13 protein-coding genes and 2 rRNA genes (1 of these 15 cut by a window edge) are annotated in these 21,519 nt (G+C 73.3%); 7 read left to right on the forward strand and 8 right to left on the reverse strand.

Going from position 1 to position 21,519, the window contains the following annotated elements; all coding sequences use genetic code 11:
• Both ACSRUE_RS11495 and rrf read left to right on the forward strand, forming a co-directional pair.
• Positions 1 to 750, forward strand: a 23S ribosomal RNA gene (locus ACSRUE_RS11495) (it extends 2,257 nt beyond the left edge of the window).
• Positions 751 to 889: 139 nt separating this feature from the next.
• Positions 890 to 1,006: ribosomal RNA gene (gene rrf / locus ACSRUE_RS11500) — 5S ribosomal RNA — on the forward strand.
• Between the two features lie 452 nt (positions 1,007 to 1,458).
• On the opposite strand, the gene ACSRUE_RS11505 is transcribed toward rrf, so the two are convergent.
• The 7 genes from ACSRUE_RS11505 to leuS all read right to left on the reverse strand — a co-directional run bounded on the left by ACSRUE_RS11505 (position 1,459) and on the right by leuS (position 11,770).
• A complete protein-coding gene (locus ACSRUE_RS11505; RefSeq protein ID WP_441291047.1) occupies positions 1,459 to 2,286 on the reverse strand; it encodes a hypothetical protein in 828 nt (275 codons plus the stop codon).
• Positions 2,287 to 2,349: 63 nt separating this feature from the next.
• Positions 2,350 to 5,013 (reverse strand): MGH1-like glycoside hydrolase domain-containing protein, encoded by a 2,664-nt coding sequence (locus tag ACSRUE_RS11510; RefSeq protein WP_441291048.1) that lies wholly within the window; start codon positions 5,011 to 5,013, stop codon positions 2,350 to 2,352.
• Between the two features lie 71 nt (positions 5,014 to 5,084).
• Entirely contained in the window at positions 5,085 to 5,612 is a 528-nt protein-coding gene (locus tag ACSRUE_RS11515) for a peptidylprolyl isomerase (protein ID WP_441291049.1), read from the reverse strand.
• A gap of 59 nt (positions 5,613 to 5,671) precedes the next feature.
• A complete protein-coding gene (locus tag ACSRUE_RS11520; RefSeq protein ID WP_437764182.1) occupies positions 5,672 to 7,048 on the reverse strand; it encodes a hypothetical protein in 1,377 nt (458 codons plus the stop codon).
• Positions 7,048 to 7,662, reverse strand: a complete 615-nt coding sequence (locus ACSRUE_RS11525; protein WP_437764183.1) for a penicillin-binding protein activator LpoB — start codon at positions 7,660 to 7,662, stop codon at positions 7,048 to 7,050. Before ACSRUE_RS11525 ends, ACSRUE_RS11520 begins: the two co-directional genes overlap by 1 nt.
• Positions 7,663 to 7,723: 61 nt before the next feature.
• The gene (locus tag ACSRUE_RS11530) at positions 7,724 to 8,839 is read right to left on the reverse strand and encodes a trypsin-like serine protease (RefSeq protein WP_441291050.1); all 1,116 of its coding nucleotides are present in this window, start codon (positions 8,837 to 8,839) and stop codon (positions 7,724 to 7,726) included.
• A gap of 366 nt (positions 8,840 to 9,205) precedes the next feature.
• Positions 9,206 to 11,770, reverse strand: coding sequence for a leucine--tRNA ligase (gene leuS, locus ACSRUE_RS11535; protein ID WP_441291051.1), 2,565 nt, complete (start codon positions 11,768 to 11,770; stop codon positions 9,206 to 9,208).
• Between the two features lie 541 nt (positions 11,771 to 12,311).
• On the opposite strand from leuS, the gene ACSRUE_RS11540 reads away from it, so the two are divergent.
• A complete protein-coding gene (locus ACSRUE_RS11540; RefSeq protein WP_441291052.1) occupies positions 12,312 to 13,571 on the forward strand; it encodes a hypothetical protein in 1,260 nt (419 codons plus the stop codon).
• An 83-nt stretch (positions 13,572 to 13,654) separates the two neighbouring features.
• A complete protein-coding gene (locus tag ACSRUE_RS11545; RefSeq protein ID WP_441291053.1) occupies positions 13,655 to 15,127 on the forward strand; it encodes a UDP-N-acetylmuramoyl-tripeptide--D-alanyl-D-alanine ligase in 1,473 nt (490 codons plus the stop codon).
• Between the two features lie 51 nt (positions 15,128 to 15,178).
• Here the strand turns inward: ACSRUE_RS11545 and ACSRUE_RS11550 are convergent, their stop codons facing one another.
• The gene (locus tag ACSRUE_RS11550) at positions 15,179 to 15,790 is read right to left on the reverse strand and encodes a peptide deformylase (protein WP_441291054.1); all 612 of its coding nucleotides are present in this window, start codon (positions 15,788 to 15,790) and stop codon (positions 15,179 to 15,181) included.
• A 162-nt stretch (positions 15,791 to 15,952) separates the two neighbouring features.
• On the opposite strand from ACSRUE_RS11550, the gene ACSRUE_RS11555 reads away from it, so the two are divergent.
• The 3 genes from ACSRUE_RS11555 to ACSRUE_RS11565 are packed head-to-tail and all read left to right on the forward strand — an operon-like array spanning position 15,953 to position 21,181.
• Complete coding sequence (locus ACSRUE_RS11555) at positions 15,953 to 18,412, forward strand: MMPL family transporter (protein ID WP_437764189.1); 2,460 nt, start codon at positions 15,953 to 15,955, stop codon at positions 18,410 to 18,412.
• Position 18,413: 1 nt separating this feature from the next.
• Positions 18,414 to 19,829, forward strand: a complete 1,416-nt coding sequence (locus ACSRUE_RS11560; RefSeq protein WP_441291055.1) for a hypothetical protein — start codon at positions 18,414 to 18,416, stop codon at positions 19,827 to 19,829.
• On the forward strand, positions 19,826 to 21,181 hold the full coding sequence (locus ACSRUE_RS11565) for a hypothetical protein (protein ID WP_441291056.1): 1,356 nt from the start codon (positions 19,826 to 19,828) through the stop codon (positions 21,179 to 21,181). The genes ACSRUE_RS11560 and ACSRUE_RS11565 overlap by 4 nt, the downstream gene beginning before the upstream one ends.
• The last annotated feature ends 338 nt before the right edge of the window (positions 21,182 to 21,519 follow it).

Here is a 21,519-nt window from a genome sequence, read left to right on the forward strand (position 1 = left end):
GGCTGAGCCAACGTTGAAATACCACCCTGGGTATTCTGGAAATCTAACCTGGGCCCATGAACTGGGTCGGGGACACTGCCTGGTGGGCAGTTTGACTGGGGCGGTCGCCTCCTAAAAAGTAACGGAGGCGTGCGAAGGTTCCCTCAGCCTGATTGGAAACCAGGCGTAGAGTGCAAACGCACAAGGGAGCTTAACTGTGAGACCGACAGGTCGAACAGGTGCGAAAGCAGGCGTTAGTGATCCGGTGGTTCTGTATGGAAGGGCCATCGCTCATCGGATAAAAGGTACTCTGGGGATAACAGGCTGATCGCGCCTGAGAGTTCATATCGGCGGCGCGGTTTGGCACCTCGATGTCGGCCCATCGCATCCTGGGGCTGGAGCAGGTCCCAAGGGTTCGGCTGTTCGCCGATTAAAGCGGTACGCGAGCTGGGTTTAAAACGTCGTGAGACAGTTTGGTCCCTATCTGCCGTGGGCGTAGGACACTTGAGAGGAGCTGCCCATAGTACGAGAGGACCTGGGTGGACGTACCTCTGGTGTTTCGGTTGTCCTGCCAAGGGCATAGCCGGGTAGCCATGTACGGAACGGATAACCGCTGAAAGCATCTAAGCGGGAAGCCGGCCTCAAGACTAGGTGTCCCGGGCCGCAAGGCCCCTAAAGACCCCTCGTAGACCACGAGGTTGATAGGCCGGGTGTGGAAGCCGAGCAATCGGCGGAGCTAACCGGTACTAATAGGTCGTGCGGCTTGACCATACTTCTAAGGCAAACATCGAAGCGTCGCGCCCGGAGTTCGGGTGACGAGCAGCGTGACACAGCTGGCCCTGCGTAAACATAACGTAGAGCACCGCGAGAGCGGGCTCCGCAGGGTTCCGATTGGACGCACCCACAAGTTTCCGGTGGTGATATCGAGAAGGTCACACCCGATCCCATACCGAACTCGGAAGTTAAGCTTCTTGGAGCCGATGGTACTGCCAGGGCAACCTGGTGGGAGAGTAGGACGCCGCCGGGATTTTCTTCGAACCTGCGCACGGTGAGAGCCGTGCGCAGGTTTTTTTTTGTCCATTGTGCTTCGAGCTCCGGGCGCGCGTTGCGGCCTTCAGGCCGCCCCGGGGACGCCGGTGGCCGCGTGGAGCGCGTTCCGTGCTGGCCGGCCCCCGGCGAGGGTGCTCGTCGGGCGGCGCCGCGAGGGCCGAGCTCGCCTGGGACGCTCTGTCTCCGGGGCGCTGCGCACGCCGGAGACAGAACGTCGATCGGGCTCAGACATCCGCCCGCGCGGCGCCGGCCAACGAGTACCCTCGCCAGGAGCCTACGGTTCGGCAAGACGGCTTCGTTGAAGGCATCGCCTTTACAGCGAATTCGTGCTGGCCGCCGTCAGATCTGGGCCGTCGAGGCGGGGAGCGAGGCGGTGGCGGGAGCGTGCCGTTACGGCGTCGGGACGTGGGTGCCGTCAGGTGGCGACGCTCAGTGCGGGCGCTCGGTGGCGCGCCTCGGGCCGCAGCTGCGCAGGAGGATGAGCCCCGCAAGGACGGACAGGGCGGCGACCTGGAGTGCGAACGGGATCTTTTGCACCCATTCCTCCTCGTCGATCCCGATCGTCGCGAGGAAAAGGCCGAGCAGGCCGCCCATGGCTTCGCCGGCGCGGCTCAGAGGCGTCGCCGGGCCGCTTGCGATCGCCTCGTGCGAGAGCGCGTGCAAGAGGAGGCCCGCGACCGCGGAGAGCAACCAGGGCTCGATCACCTCGAGGTGCTCCAGGTCGACAAGCCGCGTCGCGAAGGCGCCGACCACCGTGGCGAGCGCAATGCCCGCGAGCGCAGCGCTCATGGCGCGCTTGCCGCCGGTATCGGCTTTCACCTCGAGGACCTGAATGGCCACCACCATGGCGAGCGGCACCGTGTGCGCAGCGATCACGAGCACGACAGGGAGCGAGAGCTGTCCCACCCGTGAGAGCGACGCCACCGCCGCGCCCTCGCCGAACTGATGCGCGAGCACCGCGGCGTACCCCATCGAGAGCGCCATCGTCGGCGTCCGGTGAGCCCCAGCCTCCCCGAGCACCAGGCGCTCCAGCACGGCCGGCGCCAGGAAGCCAGACGCCGCCGCGAACAACGCGAGCCAGCCGATCTCGCCGACCGCCTCCGGGAGCAGGTGAAGCAGCGCGATCGACGCCGCACCGACGAGGGCGAACGTCCGCAACGCAGACATCGCGCCCTCGCTCCGGTGACGGAACATCGCCGCAATGCCGCCCAGCATGACGGCCAACGCGAGGAGCGAGACGCCGAACGCCAGCGACACAGGCGCCCTCCTAGCACGGATCCGGTACGAGCCGGTGATGAGCCGAACGCTATGTGCGGTGCGCTACGAACGCGGGTGGTTGTGCCGTTCCGTGCGTAGGATCAGGTCGCCCACGAGGGCAGTCCAGCCGGTCTGGTGCGAGGCGCCGAGCCCAGCGCCGGTGTCGCCGTGGAAGTACTCGAAGAAAAACAGGCGATCTCGGAATCGAGGATCGCGCTGGAAGAGGGGGTGCTCGCCGTAGACAGGGCGGCGCCCCTCGCGGTCGCGCTCGAAGATCGCGATCAGCCGGCGCGCGATCTCGTGCGCTCCGTCGCGGAGCGTGCGAGGGCCGTGGCCGCCGAGCGACGGGATCGTGAGCACGTCGCCGAAGCCGTGGTCGAGCCGGAGCAGCGAGCGGTAGAGCAGGTAGCCGAGCGGGAACCAGATCGGGCCGCGCCAGTTGGAGTTGCCGCCCTTCATGCGCGTGATCGACTCGCCCGGCTCGTAGCCGACCGTGTACTGCGCGTCGCAGGGCTCGATCCCGAGCGAGACGGGCGCGGCCGCGTGCTCCTTGGAGAGCGAGCGCGGGCCGAACGGCGAGAGGAGCTTGTCCTCGTCGAACAGGTGCGCGAGCACCCGCTCGAGGCGCCCCGGCGGCACCGCGGAGAGCACCTGGCGGCCGTCTGGACGTACGGTGATCGCCTCGGCCAGCGCGGGGTTCTTGCGGAGGAACCACTCGGTCCGGCGCCGGAAGTTCGCGAGCTTGCCGTAGATCTCGGGGGTGATCACGTGCACCGCGCAGAGCGGGATGAGGCCGACGGCCGATCGGATCTTCACGTGCCGCGGCTTCCCTCCGGCGATGAGGATGTCGAAGTAGAAGCCGTCCTCCTCGGACCAGAGCGGCAGCCGGCCGTCCGCCGTGTGGTGGAGCGCGTGCGCGATCCGCAAGAAGTGCTCGAAGAACTTGCTGGCGAGATCCTCGTACGCGGAGTTGTCGAGCGCGAGCTCCAGCGCGATGCGCATGAGGTCGAGGCAGTACATCGCCATCCACGCCGTGGCGTCCGCCTGCTCCAGGCGCATCCCGGGCGCGAGCCGCTCGCTGCGATCGAAGAGCGAGATGTTGTCGAGGCCGAGGAACCCGCCCTCGAAGACGTTGTGCCCCTCGGCGTCGCGCTTGTTGACCCACCAGGCGAAGTTGATGAGGAGCTTGTGGAACACCCGCTCCAGGAACACCCGATCGCCCTCGCCCCGCTGCTTCCGCTCGATCTTGTAGATCTGGTAGGTCGCCCAGGCATGCACCGGGGGGTTCAGATCCGAGAACTCCCACTCGTAGGCAGGCAGCTGCCCGTTCGGGTGCTGGTACCACTCCTTGACCATCATCTTCAGCTGGGCCTTCGCGAGGTCGATGTCGAGCGAGGCCAGCGCGACCGCGTGGAAGGCGAGATCCCACGCCGCGAACCAGGGGTACTCCCACGCGTCGGGCATGGAGAGGACATCGGCGACGGAGACGTGCCGCCAGTGGGCGTTTCGGCCGCTCAGCCGCTCGGGCGGCGGCGCGTGCGCGTCGCCGCGGAGCCAGGTGTCGACGTCGTAGTGGTAGAACTGCATCGTCCAGAACAGCCCCGCCGCCGCCTGACGCTGGATGGCGCGGCGATCGTCGGACAGGGCAGGGCCCTGGACGGCGAGATAGTACTCGTCCGCTTCCCTGCGCCGCGCCTCCAGGAGCTCGTCCGCGCCGTCGAACGGGCACTCCACCGGCTCAGGCGCGAGCCGGAGCAGGATCCGCCGGCTCCCGCCGGCCGGCACCTCGAAGCGATGCCAGCTCGCGGCCTTCGTGCCGCGGCGCTCGGGGTTCACCCGCGCCTCGTCGCCGTGGACGACCCGGTGATGGAACGCGTCCTTGACGTACGGTGTCCGCGAAGGGGCGCCATAGAGCCGCTCGCGGTTCGTCTCGTTGTTGGTGAAGAGCAGCTCCGGGCCGCCCTCGATGTACAGGTGATGTGCGCCGTGCTCGGGGTGCGCCGCGCGCAGCATCACATGACCGGCGTCGGTCTCCATGGCCCGGATCTCCGGGACCGGACCCGGAGGCTCGGTCCAGGACCATGTGTTGCGGAACCAGAGGTGCGGGAGCACGTGGATCGGCGCGGCCTCCGGGCCGCGGTTCACCACGGTGATGACCATCAGGATGTCGCTCGGGCTCCGCTTCGCGTACTCGACGAAGACGTCGAAGTAACGATCCCCGTCGAAGGCGCCGAGATCGGGGAGATCGGCCTCGCCCTTCGAGAGTCCGCGGTCGCGCGCGGCGGCGACGAGCGCCTCGTAGGGGAACGGCCGCTGCGGGTACCGGTAGAGATAGCGCAGGTAGCTGGAGGTCGGCGTCGCGTCCTCGTAGTAGTAGATCTCCTTGACGTCCTCGCCGTGGTTGCCTTCCGGCCCGGTCAGGCCGAAGGCCCGCTCCTTCAGGATCGGATCCCGCTCGTTCCAGACGGCGACGGCGAGACACAAGATCTGGTGTCGGTCACAGACGCCGCCGAGCCCGTCCTCGTTCCAGCGGTAGGCGCGGCTCCGGGCATGATCGTGAGGGAAGTGCGCCCACGCGTCCCCGTTCGCGCTGTAGTCCTCGCGCACCGTGCCCCAGGCCCGCTCCGACAGGTAGGGGCCCCAGTGCTTCCAGCGCAGGAGGCGCTCGCGCTCTTCCTCGAGGCGGCGGTGCTCGGCGGTCGGCGCAGCGCGGACGGTCCTCGTCATGCGCGCCACGCTAGGCGACTCCGACGGAGGCGTCGAGCCCGCGGCCGGCGCGCGACGACCTGGAGCGGGCGCTACTCGGTGCGCTGGATGATGTGGAAGCCGAACGGCGTCTCGATGATCTCGCTCACCTCGCCGATCTTCAAGGCGAAGGCGGCGTCGGAGAAGCCCTTCACCATCATGCCGCGCTCGAACACCCCGAGATCCCCGCCGCGCTCGGCGGCGCCCGGCTCGTCGCTGTACTCCGCGACCGCCTCCTCGAAGCTCGCCCCGCCGCGGATCTTGAGGAGCGCTTCCTGCGCGCGCGCGCGGGCCTCGGCGCGCGTGCGGCGGAGGCCCTCGGGCTTGCTCTTCGAGCCCTCGTGCATGACGAGGAGATGCCGCGCGCCGATCTGCTTGGGCTGACTCGCGATCAGCGCGCGCTCCCGCTCGATCGCTGCGTCCTCCTCGGCCGCCCGGATCGGCGCGGAGACCGCGAGGCCGCCGCCGACCCAGGAGGGCGAGGTGGCGAGCGTCCCGCAGGCGGTCGCGCAGAGGAGCGCGAGGGGCGAGCACGCCGAGAGCGCGTGAACCAGCACGGCGCGGAGATGAGGGCTACGCATCGGCGCGGAGACTGCCGCGGGAGGGGTGCGCCCGCAACCCTCCCGTCCGCGCGCGCCGCTCAGCGGAGGACCATCACCGGGACGAAGGCCCACCCGCCAGCGGCCACGCTCACCCGGGCGCGCCTCGACTCGCCGCGGACGCCGACGACCACGTCGTGCGCGCCCGCGCGGACGCGGGTCCGCGCGATCGCGATGCGCGCGGGGAGCGTCGACCATCCGCGCGTGTCCGGCGTGTCGAGCGCGGTCAGCGTCGCGCTCGTCAGCAGGCCGACGAGCAGCCCCAGCGGCCCGGAGTCCTCTGCAGCTGCCTCGGTGGCGCCCTGCGCGGCTTCGCCGGCCGCGATGCGGGCGACGGTCCTCGTGATGGCCGACAGGATGACGGTCCCCTCGCTCTTCTTCCAGGCCGCGCGCACCTGCGCCTCGACGTCGAGCGCCTGCTCCATCGGCTGGGGGCGCCCGTCGAGCTGCAGCGTCGGAATCGAATAGCCGCCCTTGCCCCGGGCGAGCGTCGGGTAGTTGACCCAGGTCACGAGCCCCTTCGCCGCGAGCTCGCTCGCCCGCGCGCGATCCGTCGGGCTGATGTCGTTGGCCACGAGCGTGAGCGCGAGGCCGATCGGAAGGCGCTGCGGCACCTTCTGCGGGACGCGCCCGAACCCGACGACGACGATGAGCTCGGCCTCGCCGGTCTCGTCGAGGGGCGGCGGCGGGGCCTCACCTTCGATCGACGCGGCGATGCGGGGCGACCTGGGCTCGCCGCGCGTGAGCGCGCGGAGCGGGCGGCGGAGCGACGGATACGACCCGTGGCGGAGGGCGTCGTCGTAGTGGAGGAGCGCCTCGTCAGCCTGGCCGCTCTTCTCGAAGGCGAGGCCCGCAAGGTAGCTGCCGAGGCCGAGGAGCGCCGTCTCGCCCTCGTGATCGCGCAGGTATCTCTGCATGATCGCGAGGCGGCGAGCCTCGACCCTGGCCCCGCCGAGGTCGCGCTGGGCCAGGTAGTTCATCATGTTGATGGTGTTGATGAGCAGCTTCTCGTACGCAGGCGCCTTGTACGGGCCCACGTCGTCCGAGAAGAGGTATTTGCCGAGATCGTGGGCGGCCCCGCGGGACATGTCGAGCAGGTCGATCGACTTGTCCGCGGCCCCGAGATCGCGCGCGGACAGCCGGTAGCTGTCCATGCTGAGGAGGATGTTGCCGCGGTCGAGCAGGAGGAGCGCGTTGTCGCCCCGGAGCGCCGGGAGCTGGGCCGCGGTCTCGACCTCGAGCTGCTCGTTCAGCGCGGCCACCGCCTCGGCGGGCGCGCCGCGATCGAGCGCCTGGAGCGCGGTGCGCACGCGATCTTCATGTCCGCCGCAGGCGGCCTGCCAGAGGCCGAGGAGCAGCGCGAGAGGAGCCAGGGCCGCACGCTTGCGCCCCGCGAGGGTCGCGTGCCGCCGGCGCATCACTCCTGGATGAGCGCCTTGGTGAAGGCCGCCCTGTTCTGCCAGGCCACCGCGCTCGTGGCGACCTCGATGAGCTGCATGAACATGAAGTACTGGACGCGGCGCTCGTCCTCGGTGCGCTCGTCGGCGGTGAAGACCTTGCCGGTGAGGTAGTACTTCGCGCCGAGCTGGCGGTTGTACTCGGCGATGTGGTTCGGATCGAACCCGCCGCCGTGCTGCTTCTCGACCTCCGCGACCATCTGCTGCTGGCGCTCGACGGTCACCACGGTGACGAGGCTCGCCTGGGCCAGGTACGTCTCGATCTCGGACAGGAGCGCCTGAAGCTGGCTGTCGATGTGCTCGCTCGTCTGGTTCGACAGCGGATAGATGGCGAGCGTGGGCCGCGAGCCGTCGTGCGCCCACGCCTTGGCCACCGGAGAGGCCATCAGGGACGTCAGGTTCTCGTGGAGGAGCTGCTCGATGTCGCGCCTGTCGATTCCCGTGCTCATCGCCGCGTCGTCGAGCCCCTCGACCTGATTGCCGCGCACGTAGGTGGGGCCGCAGCCGATGGGAAGCGAGGCGAGCGCGAGCGCCGCGAGCAGCGCGGCCGGACGGATGCTGGGCGACATGGGCATGGACACTCCGCAGGGCAGGACGCCCGCATCCTAGCAGGCGAGGTGTGCGCTGGAGCTTCGATCAGGCGGAAATCGTGCTCTGCGACGGGGCGCGCGCGCTGCGTGCGCGGCGGGTGCGGCGCGCGCGGCATGTCGGCGGCGCGGACGCTCTGGCTCGCTGCAGCGCGAGCAGCGCGAGCATCGCGAGCAGCGCGCGCGCCGCCGCGGCCCCGCTGTCGTAGCCGACGAGGGGGCCGTGCGCGCACGAGAGCCAGCGCTCGTCGAGCGGCCGGCGCGAAGGCAAGCGCTCCGCGGGGTCCGACGCCGTGGCCCACCAGGGCGGGTCGTAGTCGCCGACGTCGGCGGCGCGCCTCGCCTCGGTGACGAGCCAGTCGCGATGGGCGATGAGCCCACCATAGATGGGATCGGCGCAGCCGGCCGGCCCGCGCGACGTCACGCCGATGATCCGCCCCGCGACGTCGAGCGCCGGTCCGCCCGAGTCGCCGCTGCAGATGCCGTTCTCTCCGCGCCACTCGCCTCCTGTGACGCGCTCCTGCGTTCCGCACCCGTACCCGACGCACTCGACGTGGAGCCCATCGCGGCGCCTGCGGACGCCGCCGCCGCGCGATCTGCCCTCCGTGTCGCCGAAGCCCACCGCCGAGTAGACCTCGCTCTCCTCGGGCGGCCGATCGAGGCGGGGCGCGAGCGGCGTGACCTCGCTGCCGCCGAGCGGGGAGGACAGCACGACGAGCGCGACGTCGCGCCCGCAGACGGCGTTGCCGTCGGGCGGGCTGAGCAGCGCGCGCGCGCCGATCCACGGCGTGTCCGCGGCCCACAGGGCCCCGCCGAGCGTGGCGTAGACCTGCGAGGCATCGACCGGCTCACCGAACGTCGCCGTCTTGCAGGCGATGAGCTTGGGAGCTTCCGCGATGCAGTGCTGCGCGGTGAGCACCAGGTTGGGCGCGATCACGGTGCTCGAGCAGGTCCGCGCGACGCGCCCTCTGCGATCGGTGATGAGGAGACCGGCGACCGCGCGGTCTCCAGCGTCTGGATACCCTCCCTTGATCCCCAGCGCGGCCTCGGCCGCGTCCTCCTCGTGCAGGTCAGCTTCGTCCGCGTCTCCAGCGCAGCCGGCCAGCGCGGCGGCGAGGAGGAGGCTGCCAGCTCGGGTACACCATGCGGTGCTGTTCCGGCACACGGCCAGCCGCCTTTGCACGGCACCTGCCAGCCTGGGCTGTGCACCGCCGCGCTCTCCGAGGGAGGAGAGGATTGCTTCCGGGGAAGCTCACGCGCTGGCGGAGCCCACCCCGCTGCGCTGTGGTGAGGGATGCGGTCAGCGCGCCGATCGGGCTCATGTACACCCGAGCGCCCGACGCTGTCGTGAACCGAGCGCAAGGCGCTGGAGCGCGAGACGGTGGCGAGGAGGCGGCGCGGGCGCGGGGCCTCGTGCGCCGGCAGCGCCTCCCTCGCGCGGCTACCCCGCGCGTCCGTTCGCGACGTCGCCGCGCCGCGAGCGCTCGTTTTCTCCCGGCAGCGCCGGAGCTCTCCGGGCGGCTCCGGAGTGTCAGCCGACCACGATGTTCACGATCTTCCCCGCGACGTAAATGAACTTCTTCAGCTGCTTGCCCGCGGCGAGGGCGGCCACGCTCTCCAGGCCGAGCGCGGCGGCTCGTGCCTCCTCCTCCGATGCCACCTTCGCCAGCATCACGCGACCGCGGACCTTGCCGTTCACCTGCACCGGGATCTCCAGGACGTCGTCGACGCAGAAGGCCTCGTCGTAGGTGGGCCATGGCTCGTAGCTGAGCGAACGCTCGTGGCCGGTGAGCCGCCACAGCTCCTCCGCGAGGTGCGGCGCGAACGGGGAGACGAGGAGGATCAGCCGGAGGACCGCCTCGCGCGGCGGCGAAGGCAGCGAGCTCAGGTGGTTTACGAAGACCATCATCGCGGAGATGGCGGTGTTGAACGCCATCCCCTCGATGTCGCCGGTCACCTTCTTGATCGTCCTGTGGAGCTGCCGGCTCGTCGCGTCGTCCATCGCGTCCGAGAGCGGTCGCGTGCACGTCGCGAACACGCGGTCCCGGAATCGGACCACCCCCTGGATCTGCCCTGACTGCCAGGGCTTCACCGCCTCGAGCGGGCCCATGAACATCTCGTACATCCGCAGCACGTCGGCGCCGTGGGCCCGCACGATGTCGTCGGGGTTGATCACGTTGCCCCGCGACTTCGACATCTTCTCGTTGTCCTCGCCCAGGATCATCCCCTGATGGACGAGCCTCGCGAAGGGCTCGGGGTGCTTCACGTGGCCGAGGTCGTAGAGCACCTTGTGCCAGAAGCGCGCGTAGAGGAGGTGCAGCACGCCGTGCTCCGCGCCGCCGACGTAGAGGTCGACGGGCATCCACGCGTCGTACGCGGCCTCCGAGAACGGCTCCGCGTCGTTCTGCGGATCGAGGAAGCGAAGGTAGTACCAGCACGAGCCCGCCCACTGCGGCATCGTGTTCGTCTCGCGCGCGTACCACTTGCCGTCCCGCTGAAAGAAGCGCCAGTCGACGGCGCGCGCCAGCGGGCCCGCAGGGTCGTCGCCAGGGCGGAAGTCGGCGAGCGGCGGCAGCTCGATCGGGAGGCTGGCTTCGTCGACCGCGATCGGTTGATCGTAGCGGATCGTGTGCGCGGCGCCCTTCCTGGGATCACCCTGCGGATCGGCGAGCTCGACGGGGAAGTAGATCGGGATCGGCTCGCCCCAGTAGCGCTGGCGGGAGAAGACCCAGTCGCGCAGCTTGTAGTTCACCTCGCGCTTGCCTTGCCCGAGCGCCTCGAGACGCGCGATGACCGCGCGCTTGCACTCCTCCGTCGCGAGCCCGTCGAACTCGCCGCTCCGGACCGCGACGCCCGGGTCGACGTAGGCGGCCTCGATCTGGTCGTGCAGGGCGCCGTCGGGGCTCACGACCTCGACGATGGGCAGCCCGTAGGTGCGGGCAAAGGAGAAGTCGCGCTCGTCGTGCCCCGGCACCGCCATCACGGCGCCGGTGCCGTAGCCGCCGAGCACGTAGTCGGCGACCCAGATCGGCACCTCCACGCCCGTGATGGGGTGGACGGCGACGAGGCCGGTGTCGACGCCGGTCTTCTCCCTCGCCGCCGCGGCGAGCCGCTCGCGATCGCTCTTGCCCGCCGCGGCCGCGACGTACGTGCGCACCGCCTCGCGGCGCGGCTCGGACGCGCCGCTCTCCGCGCTCGTGAGCCACGTCGTGAGCGGGTGCTCGGGCGCGAGCACGACGTAGGTGACGCCCATCAGCGTGTCGGGGCGGGTCGTGAACACGCTCAGCGCGCCCTTGCCCCATCCCTTGACCTCGAACGTGATGAGCGCCCCTTCCGAGCGGCCGATCCAGGAGCGCTGCATCGCCACCGTCCCTTCAGGCCAGTCGAGGAGGCGGAGATCCTCCGCCAGGCGGTCGGCGTAGGCGGTGATGCGGAGCATCCATTGCCTGAGCGGCGTCCGGTAGACCGGGTGCGAGCCGCGCTCGCTCTTGCCGTCGATAACCTCTTCATTCGCAAGGACGGTCCCGAGCGCCGGGCACCAGTTGACGCTCACCTCGTCCTGGTACGCGAGCCCCTTCTTGAAGAGCTGGAGGAAGATCCACTGCGTCCAGCGCACGTAGCGCGGATCGGTCGTGGCGAGCTCGCGCGACCAGTCGTAGCTGAAGCCCAGCATCTTGAGCTGGCGCTTGAAGGTCGCGATGTTCCGCGCCGTCGTGTCGGCCGGGTGCGTGCCGGTCTCGAGGGCGTGCTGCTCCGCCGGCAGCCCGAAGGCGTCCCAGCCCATGACGTGCAGCACGTCGAGCCCGCGCATGCGGAAGTAGCGGGACATGATGTCGGTCGCCGTGTACCCCTCGGGGTGGCCGACGTGCAGCCCCGACCCCGACGGATAGGGGAACATGTCGAGCACGTAGCGCTTCGCGCGGGCGGGGTCCGCGCTGCGGACGGCACGGAAGGTCTCGCCTTCCTCCCACGCGCGCTGCCAGCGCGGCTCGACGGCGGCATGATCGTAGCGCGCGGGCTCACGCGGCTCGTTGGGAGAAGGTTCGGTGGAGGCGCGGGGGTCCATCGTCTCGGCGGCCATATCGCGACGTGCCATAGCACTGTGCTGCCGCGGTCGACAGCCGCCCCGCGGCGGCAGACGCCCGCGCCCCGGCGGGAGCGCCACGCCCGTCCACGGCGCGCCGCGGCCATGTCGAGAGTTCCCGACAAGCGTGGACAGCGCTTCGGTCCGAGCTCTGCCGCCGGAGACGCCCGCGCCCGAGCGGGCTGACCTCGCGCGCCGCCTCGCGCGCTGGAGCCACCCGCGCGCCGGAGCGTCGTGCGCGCCCCCTGCGCGCCGGTGGCGCCGGCGAGAGCGCGCGCCTCGTGGGCGCCTCGGTGGCGGGACGAGCTCGCCCTTCATCGCCCCGACCCGAAGGATCGCACCCCTGGCGTCGCTATCCTGCGTCCGCGACGTGCGGTGTCGTCACGGCGCGGCGCTGCGTGGCGCCAGCGCCGACGAGCGGCCCCGCCCCGCGGGGCGGGGCGACGCGTCAGAAGGATGGCCGCACGCCGAGACTTGGGGGTAGATTGAGAGCGCTGTTCCGCTTCAGTGTGAGGCGGAGGGGTCGCGTGGGCGGTCCCTCCGAGGCGCGCGGATGACCGACAAACACGTTCCATGGGGAGCCCCCGAGAGTGAAAGGGCGGCGCAGCCAGGCCGGCCGCTCCCGTCGGCGCACGGCTCGGGGATCCCTTTCCGGCCGCTGCCCGTGCCGCCGCTGATGGCGCCCGGCGCCCTGCGCCCGCTCTCCGCGCAGTACGCGCTGAGCCCTCATCTTCAGCAGCAGAGCCCGCCCGCGTTCTCGGCGCCGATGCCGTCGGCGCCCGCGTTTTCGGGGCCGGCGTCATCGGCGCCCGCGTTCTCGGGCGCCATGCCGGCGCCGGCGTTCTCGGGGCCAGCTCCCGCCGGGTACACCCAGCCGCCCGCGGCGAGCGTCTCGGCGCGCGGAGGGACCCTTCCGCCCGGGATCGTCTCGCAGCAGGACGTGCTCTCGGCCAGCGGCGTCTTTTCTCCGAGCGCGCTCCCGTTCATTTCGGCGCCGCCGCAGTCGGACCCGGTGCCTCCGAGCCAGGCGGCCTTCCAGCCGGCGCCCATCACGGACCGGATGGGCGCGAGCGCGGCGCAGCCGCCTGCGCCGGCGGCGCCGCCCGGGTTCGGGAGCCCTGGCTTCGGTGCGGCCGCGCCCGCGGCGCCGGAGGCCGCGCGCGCGCCGATGCCATCGCCTCACGCCGGCCAGCCGCCTGCGCCGGCGGCGCCGCCCGGGTTCGGGAGCCCTGGCTTCGGTGCGGCCGCGCCCGCGGCGCCGGAGGCCGCGCGCACGCCGATGCCCTCGCTGCATGCGGGGATGTCGGCTCAGGCCGGGCCGCCGCCGGCCGCTGCGCCCGCGTCGGCGATGAGCGCAGCTCCCGGCGCGGCGGGGCACGGCGCGCCCCAGGCGGCCGGCGGGTGGGACGGAGCGGCCGAGAGCCCGTGGGCTACCACGTCGGCGCGCCTCGAGATGCCGGCGCTCCCGTCGACCTTCGTCCAGGAGCGCCCGGAACCGCAGAAGCCACCCGCCGCCGTCGCGCCGCGGCGGCGGGAGGGCGGCAGGACGCTCATCATCGTGCTCAGCGTGATCCTGGCGGTGGCCTTGCTGGCGCTCATCGGGATCACGCTGTGGCAGAGCATGGGCGGCGGAGGACCGATCGCGATCGACTACAAGGAGCCGCCGTCCACGGCCACCGAGGCATCGCCAGAGCCCACCGTGAGCGTGACAGCGGCCCCCAGCGCGCCCGCCGCGCCCCGCCCAGCCGCGCGCCCGCGGCCGAAGAGCGACGACATCTACGACGAGGTCGAGAAGGAAAAGACCCGGCGCTGAGGCGGCGCGACGCCGCACAGGCGGGGCGCGCCGCAGGCGATTCGTTGGCCCCGCGCCCCGTTCCGTGCTGGTGATCGCCCGCGATGGCGACGCCGATCCCGCAGAACCTTGCCCCCTTCTCCCTCGACGAGCTGGCGCGCGCGACCGGCGGGCGCGTGCTGAGGAGCGGGCCGGACGCGCGGGGCATCTCGACCGACAGCCGGACGATCGCGCCCGGAGCGGCGTTCGTCGCGCTCGCCGGCGAGAGCTTCGATGGCCACAGGTTCCTCGGCGCCGCCGCGCAGCGCGGGGCGGCCGCGTTCATCGTCTCGCGGGAGGTGGCCCTGCCGCCCGGAGGCGGCGCGGTGCTCGTGAACGACGGCCTCGCGGCGCTCGGGGCGCTGGCCAGAGCGCACCGCGAGCGATGGCGGACGGGCGCCCACGCCGACGGGCCGCGGGCGATCGTCGCGATCGGCGGCTCGGCCGGCAAGACGACGACGACGCGGACCATCGCGGCGCTGCTCGCGGGGGTGGGCCGCGGCGAGGTGCACGCGACAGCGGGCAACCTGAACAACGCCATCGGGCTGCCGATGACGCTGCTCGGGCTCGAGGACCGCCATCGCTTCGCGGTCGTCGAGATCGGCACGAACCAGCGCGGCGAGGTCGCGGCCCTCGCGCGGATCGCGGGGCCGGATCTCGCCGTGCTGACGTCCATCGGCGTCGAGCACACCGAGGGGCTCGGCACGCTGGAAGACGTCGCCGCCGAGGAAGGTGATCTGCTGGCCGCCTTGCCGGCCGGGGGTGTGGCCCTCGGCAACGGCGACGACGCGAAGGTGGTCGAGCAGCTCGAGCGCGCCGGCGCCGCGCGGCGGATCACCTACGGCTTCGGGGAGCGCGCGCGGATCCGGATCGCAGGGAGGCGGCCGGTGGGGGTGCGCGGCACCTCGGTGCGGATCGAGCGTGGAGGCGAGGCGCTGGAGCTCGTCGCCCCGCTGCTCGGCGAGGCGGGGGCGCTGGCGGCGGCGGCGGCCGTCGCCGTCGTGGAAGAGGCGATCGGCGAGCCGCTCTCGACCGAGCGAGCGGCTCGCGCCGCCGCGGGGCTCGCGCCGCCGGGGGACGGGCGCCTGTCCGTCCGCGAGCTGCCGGACGGCACCGTGGTCATCGACGACAGCTACAACGCCAACCCGCTGTCGATGCGATCGTCCCTCAGGACGGCCGTCGAGGTCGCCGAGGGGCTCGGGAAGCGGCTGGTCCTGCTGCTCGGCGAGATGCGCGAGCTCGGCGCGCTCGCGGCGGCGGAGCACGACGCGCTCGGCGAGCAGGTCGGCGCCGCGCGCCCCGCCGCGCTGATCGCCGTCGGCGGCGAGGCGGCGCGGATCGCGCGCGCCGCCGAGGCCGCCGGCGTGCGGGCGTGGTTCGCCGGAGACGCGGACGCCGCGGCGGCCCGAGCGCAGGAGATCGTCGAGCGCGGCGATCTGGTGCTCGTGAAGGGCTCGCGCGGGATCAGGATGGAGCGGATCGTGGAAGCCCTCGTCGCCAGCGCCGGGCGCGGCGCCGGCCCGTCGCCCTCGCCGTGAGCGCGCGTCCGCCGGTCGAGCGCGCTCGCCTCCCGGCGCGACGGACCGCGGTCACGCGCCGAGCGCAGCCCGCGCCTCGGCGACGGGCAGGCTGACCAAGAGCTTCGCCTCCTCGTTGCTGCAGAAGGAGCGCGTGACCATGCGATCGACGTACAGCGTGCCGCGGAGGTGATCGACCTCGTGCTGGAGGATCCGCGCGGGCCAGCCCGTCGCTTCCCACCGGAACTCCTTGCCGTCCTCGTCCACGCCGCTCACCTCGACCGACAGATCTCGCTCGACCAGCGCCATGTAACCCGGGACGCTGAGGCAGCCCTCGAAGAACGTCGCCCGCCCCGCGCCTGCCGCGTCCGGGAGCGACGGGGCGAGGACCCTCAGCGTCGGGTTGATGATCACCCTGAGCGGGAAGGGCACGCGGCCGCGCTCGGCGCGCTGGCCCGGGGTGAGGCGGGACATGAGCTCCTCGCCGTCTTCGAGCACGATCACCTGCTGGTCGACGCCGATCTGCGGCGCCGCGAGCCCCACGCCGGGCGCCTTGCGCATGACGGAGACCATCGTCGAGACGAGGTGCTTGAGCCGCTTCGTCCCGATCTCCTCGGGCGGGACGGGCGCGGCGGGCTTCCGCAGGACGGCTCTGCCTGCGAGGACGATCGGGGGGAGCTCCATGCTGCCGGGATGAACCGGCGCCCTCGCGAGCGCAAGCGCTGTGAGCTCGGGAGCAAGGACCGTGTGGGGGCCTCGCGGCGAGGCGGGCGTGAGGGTGGATGTCCTCGCGGCGAGGCGGGCGTGAGGGTAGAGGAGCGGCGCCGGGCACGGCCCGGCGTTTCCATGGCAGCACCTCCTCCGCCTCCGTCGGCTCGCGCGGACGCCCCCCGCCGGCCGCTCCGCCTCGCCGTCGTCGTCGCCCTCGCGGCGCTGACGCTCGCCGCCTTCGCCGCCGTGACGCTGCGGCTACAGCTCGAGCCGAACGTCGCCTCGCTCCTGCCGGAGCGCGGAGACGCCGCGGCGCTGCGCCGGTACGTGCGGGGGTTCGGGGGCGGCGACCTCGGCGTCGTGATGGTCAAGGGCGACGACCCCGACGAGAACGCGGCCGTGGCCGCGGAGATCGCGCGGGCCCTCGCGGCGCGCCCGACCGTGCAGCGCGCCGCCGATCGGATCGACGTCTCGCGCGCGCTCGATCCGTGGGTCGCGTTCCGGCACGCGGACGCGCGCGTGCGAGAGCGCCTCGCCGCCGCGCTCTCGCCCGAGGGGATGCGGGAGCGCCTCGCCGAGACGCGCGCCATGCTGCTCGCGCCGGGCGGCGGCGCCGCGGCGGAGACGATCGCGGCCGACCCGCTGCGCCTCTCGCAGCTCGTCTTCGAGTCCGCGGACATCGGATCCGGGGTGCGCACGCAGGCGGACGGCGCCTTCGCCACGGACGACGGCAAGGTGCACCTCGTCCTGGTGCAGCCGGCGGGGCAGGCGCTCCGCGGCGCCGACGCGCGGGCGTTCGTCGCGGACGCGAACGCCGTCCTCGGCCCGATCCGCGCGGCGCACCCCGGGCTCACGCTCGGGCTCACCGGCGGGCACGCCATCGCCGCGGCGACCGAGGCGATGCTCACGCGCGATCTCGCGATCTCGGGGTCGCTCTCGATGCTGCTCGCCTCCGTCGTCTTCGCGCTGCTCTTCCGCCGCCTGCGCGCCCTCGTCGCGGTGATGCCGCCGCTCGTGCTCGGGACCCTCTGGACCGCGGGGCTCGCCACGGCGCTCCCGGGCGGGCTCAGCGCGATCGCCGTCGCCTTCATGTCGGTGGTCGTCGGCGTCGGCGTCGACACCGGCGTCCACGTCTACGCCGCGCTGCTCGAGGCGCGGCGCGAGGGCCTCGAGCCGGAGGCGGCCGCGCGCGCGGCGAGGGCGCGGACCTCCCGCGCGGTGCTCATCGCTGCCGTCACGGCGGCGGCGGCGTTCGGGGCCCTCGCGCTGTCGGACATCAACGCGCTCCGGCAGCTCGGGCTCCTGTGCGCCGCGGGCGAGGTCCTGACGGCGATCGCCATCGTCCTCGTGACGCCGGCCGTGGGCGCGTGGCTCGAGCGGGGGACCCCGCCGGCCGAGGCGCCGGCGCGCTGGCCCGACGGCCTTTACTGGCTGACCCGCACCCGGGGCCGCGCGCTCGCGCTCACGGGGCTCGCGGCGCTCCCCATCGCGGCGGTCTCGCTCGGCGCCTCCCCGCCGCTCGCGGAGGCCATCGTCGCGATCAGGCCGGCCGAGCTCGAGCCCCTCAAGGTACAGCAGGAGATCTTCGAGGCGTTCGGCGGGCGGCGAGGGCAGTGGGTGGTGCTCGTCGCGGACGGCGACCAGGAGCGCGCCCGCGCGCGCGGCGACCGGATCGCGGAGCGCCTCGCCTCGATGAAGGCCGACGTGGAGGCCGTCGACGCGCTCACCGCGCTCGCCCCCGCCGCCCCGACGCAGGCCGAGCGCTTCGCCGCGCGTGACGCGCTCGACCTGCCCGCCAGGGCCGGCGAGCTCGCGCGCGCGCTCCGCGACACGGGCTTCGCGCCCGAGCGCTTCTCGGCGGTGCTCGACGGGATGCGCGCGCCCCCCCGGCAGGAGGTGGCGCTCTCCGATCTCGAGCGTGGCCCCGCGTCCATCCTGCTCTCGCGCTACCTCGGGGCGGACGGGGGCGAGGCGCTCGTCGCGCTGTACGTGCGGCCCCGCGAGACCGGCTCGGTCGCGCAGATCGAGCGCGCGATCCGCGAGGAGGATCCGGGCGCCATGCTCACCGGCTACAGCCGGCTCGAGGCGTCGCTGCGCGAGACGCTCGCGCACGACATGCCGAGGATCGCGCTCGTCGCGGGCGCGCTCGTGCTGCTGGCGCTCTCCGCTTCCCTCCGCAGCGCGCGCGACATCGCGCTGGCCGCGCTCGTCGTCGCCTCGGAGATCTCCCTCGTCCTCCTGCTGATCCGGGCGCTCGGCATCCCCCTGCACGCGTACGACGCGCTCGTCATCCCGGTGCTGCTCGGGATCACGGTGGACGAGGGCATGTTCTTGCTCCACCGCGCCCGCGAGATCGAGGCGGCGGGCGGCGGCGACGCCGTGATCCGCGAGACGCTGCGCCGCGAGGGGCCGGCGATCGCCGCCACGGCGCTGACCACGGCCGCGGGCTTCTCCGCGCTCGCGTTCTGCGGCTTCGACGGCCTCCGCGACCTGGGCCGGGTCGGCGCGCTGGGCAGCGCGGTCGGCCTCGTCGTCGCGCTCGTCGTGGTGCCGGCGGGGCTGCGGCTCTGGCCCCGGGCCCACGGAGGTGCATAACATGTCGCCGTTGTCACCCCGGGGCCTCCTCCTTGTCGCTCTCCTCGCGCTCGCGCGTCCCGCCGCGGCGCAGCCGTCTCCTCCGCGCGCCGCGCCGCCGCCGCCGCCTCCTGCCGCGCCGGCGCCGAGGCCGCCGCGCTCGGCCGTGGCTCGCGCCGTCGACGCGCTCGTGCGCTCGCTCGACACCGTGGACGGCCGCGCGCTCGTGGCCGCCGCGCCGCTGGTCTCCGACGCGCCCGCGCCGCGCGGCGCCCAGCTCGTGGCCACGCTCGCCGCCCACGTCGCCGGCAAGCTCGGCGCCGGCGTGCGCGCGCAGAAGGACCCGATCCCGCTGCCGCTCGCGCGCGAGGCGGCGCGCGACGACGCGGCGCTCGTCCACCTCGTCGTCGAGATCGCGGCGGGGCGGCTGCGCGTCACCGCGGACGTGTATCCGGTGCCGCGCACCGTCTGGGCGCGCATCCGCGCCCCGGAGCCGGGGCCCGTCGCCCACGCCTACGCCGAGGCGCCCCTCGACGCGGAGATCCGCAGCTTCCTCGCGCCGATCCCGCTCGTCGCCGCCAGGGTCGACCGCGCGAAGAACTTCGAGGGCGACGTGGTCGCGCTCGCGTGCGGCGATCTCGACGCCGACGGGGCGCTCGAGCTCCTGAGCGTGAGCCGCCGGCGCGTGACGACGCTCCGCCTCCGCGGCGGCCGGGTCGTGCCGCTCGCGTCGCGCCTGTGGCCGGACGTGGTCGCGGTGCACCCGGCGCCGCTCCGCGAGCCGCTCGCGTTCGCCACGCTCGTCGAGCGCGCGAGGGACGGCGAGCGCCTGCCGCCGTTCGCCGACGTCGGGCTCACCGACCGCGCGCGCAGCGTCCGCTTCGACGGCGAGCTGAAGGCGCTCGCCGAGCTCCCGGGGCTGGCGATCCCGGACGCGGGCGGCTCGGCCTGCACGACGGCGTGGGGGCCGCTCCTCACGGGCCCGCTCGGGCCGTGCGCCCCGGCCGATCCCACGCCGGCGACCGCGGCGCTCTCCGGCCGGTACGACGCGCTCGCGTCGGCGCAGCTCCTGTCCGCGCAGGGCGAGCCCTTCGCGGTCTGGGCGACGCGCGAGCGCGGCGCGGTCGAGCTCCGGGACAGCGCCGGCCGTCGCAAGGTCGTGGGCAGCGCCGGGGCGCAGCTCGCGCTCGGCGATCTCGATCAGGATGGAGAGCCCGAGCTGCTCGCCAGCCTCGACGTCCTCGATCCGCTCGAGGATGCCGTCGTGGTCTGGTCGTGGCGGCGCCGGGAGGGCGGCCCGGCCCGCGCGGCGCCCGAGGAGATCCTGCGCTTGCCGGCGCCGGCGGGGGTGCGCGCCCTCGCGGTCTGTCCGCCCGACGGGGCCGGGCGCGCCCCGTTCGCCGTCGCGACGGCGGACGAGATCTGGGTGGTGCGGTGAGCCTCCCGCGCCGCGCCTTCCTCGGCGGCGCCGGCGCGCTGCTCGGCGCAGCCGCCCTCCCGGAGGCCGCGCGCGCGATGGGGCGCACCCCGCTCGGCGGCCGCCTCTCGATGCACCTCCCGTGGCCGACGAGCTCGCTCGATCCGCACGAGCTGAGCGATCCCGCCGCGGCGCTGTTCGCGCCGGCGATCGCCGACTGCCTCTACGGGCTCGATGCGTCCGGGAACCCGTACCCGACGCTCTCGTCCGCGCTGCCGTCGCGCGAGGCGGATGGCGCGGTCGTGCGGCTCCGCGAGGGGTTGCGCACCGCGCGCCTGCTCAAGCTCGACGGCCGCGACATCGTGAGCTCCGTCGAGCGCGCCCGCGCTCGCGGCGCCGCCGCGGCGCTCGCCGACATCCCGAGGCCCGAGCGGCACCCGAGGGATCCGCTCGCCGCGGTGTTCCCGCGCGCGGATCCCGCCCGCGTCGCCCGCGCGCTCGCGTCGCCGATGGTCGCGCTCCTGCCGCGCAGCTTCGACCCCGCGGCGCCGGACGGCACCGGCGCGTTCCGGGCCGACGTCGGCGCGGGGAAGATCACGCTGACGCGCAACGACGTCGCCGCGCGCGGCGCTGCCTTCCTCGACGCGATCGAGGTGATCCGCTCCGACGACCTCACGACCTCGCTGCGCGCGTTCGAGACGGAGCGCGACGACCTCGGCTGGCTCGGCGCCGGCCTCCACACGAACCGCCGCGGCGCCGTCCGCTTCGATCTGGGCGTCGCCGGGTGGATCGTGCTCACGACGGGCCCTGACGCCGGGCCCTTCGGCCAGCCCGGCGTCGCGCAGCGGCTGGTCGACGCGCTGCCGCCCGAGCGCCTCGCGCACCTCGGCCTCGTCGGCCTCCCGAGGGCGCACGGCGATCCCGCGTGGGGAGGGCCCCCGGCCCCGTTGCTCGTGGACGAGTCTGCCGCCCACCTCGTCGAGGTCGCCGAGGCGGTCGCGCCGATCCTCTCGCGGCCTGGGCACGAGGTCACCGCGGAGCCGGTGGCGCGGGCGGAGCTCGGGCGCCGCCGCGCCCGCGGGAAGGCGACGCTCGCGATCGAGCTGGTGCGCCCGCTCGGCCCCGGGCCCCTCGACGCGCTGCTCGCCCTCGCGACCGCCGACGATCGCAGCCGCGCCCTCGACCTTGCCCGTCACCCGCCCCGCCTCGGGCCCGGCGCCGCCCCCCGCTCGCTCACCGCGACGCTCCGCCTCGGCGTGATCGCCGAGGTCCGGATCGCGGGCGGCGTGCTGCCGGACGTCGCGCTCGCGCACGCCGCCAGCGGCGAGGGCTGGGATCTCGGCGCCACCTTCCGCCGCCCAGCGAGGCGCTGATGTGTGTCTACCTCCGCGTGGAAGCGAGCGCGACCGCCCGGAGGCTGTTCCGGACGTCCGGGCGAGCGTCGCGGTGATGGGAGCCGCTTCGAGCGCTTGCGCGGTGGGGACATTTGGTTACTATCGGCTGGTCACGAACGTCACTGGCACTCGACACGACGCTTCTCTTCTCGGGGATCGCGGATTGATCGCGGACTGGACGACGCAACGTGTGGCGCACCGGGGGCTCCTCCCCAGCGCCGCCCCCCCTCGATCCCCCACGGCTCCATCGGGGCGGCAGGGCACTGTTCGGCACCGAAGCTGACGCATCTCGCAGAGCCGTGAAGTGAATCAGTGTC

It is taken from the genome of Sorangium sp. KYC3313, assembly GCF_052075895.1.
Lineage (GTDB): Bacteria > Myxococcota_A > Polyangia > Polyangiales > Polyangiaceae > Sorangium > Sorangium cellulosum_B.

Coding starts and splice junctions, on each gene's coding strand:
- ACSRUE_RS11515 (WP_441291049.1), bottom strand. CDS start 5,612: ATGCGTAGCCCTCATCTCCGCGCCGTGCTGGTTCACGCGCTCTCGGCG.
- ACSRUE_RS11560 (WP_441291055.1), top strand. CDS start 18,414: ATGTCGCCGTTGTCACCCCGGGGCCTCCTCCTTGTCGCTCTCCTCGCG.
- ACSRUE_RS11540 (WP_441291052.1), top strand. CDS start 12,312: ATGACCGACAAACACGTTCCATGGGGAGCCCCCGAGAGTGAAAGGGCG.
- ACSRUE_RS11510 (WP_441291048.1), bottom strand. CDS start 5,013: ATGACGAGGACCGTCCGCGCTGCGCCGACCGCCGAGCACCGCCGCCTC.
- ACSRUE_RS11525 (WP_437764183.1), bottom strand. CDS start 7,662: ATGCCCATGTCGCCCAGCATCCGTCCGGCCGCGCTGCTCGCGGCGCTC.
- leuS (WP_441291051.1), bottom strand. CDS start 11,770: ATGGCACGTCGCGATATGGCCGCCGAGACGATGGACCCCCGCGCCTCC.
- ACSRUE_RS11545 (WP_441291053.1), top strand. CDS start 13,655: ATGGCGACGCCGATCCCGCAGAACCTTGCCCCCTTCTCCCTCGACGAG.
- ACSRUE_RS11555 (WP_437764189.1), top strand. CDS start 15,953: ATGGCAGCACCTCCTCCGCCTCCGTCGGCTCGCGCGGACGCCCCCCGC.
- ACSRUE_RS11520 (WP_437764182.1), bottom strand. CDS start 7,048: ATGCGCCGGCGGCACGCGACCCTCGCGGGGCGCAAGCGTGCGGCCCTG.
- ACSRUE_RS11550 (WP_441291054.1), bottom strand. CDS start 15,790: ATGGAGCTCCCCCCGATCGTCCTCGCAGGCAGAGCCGTCCTGCGGAAG.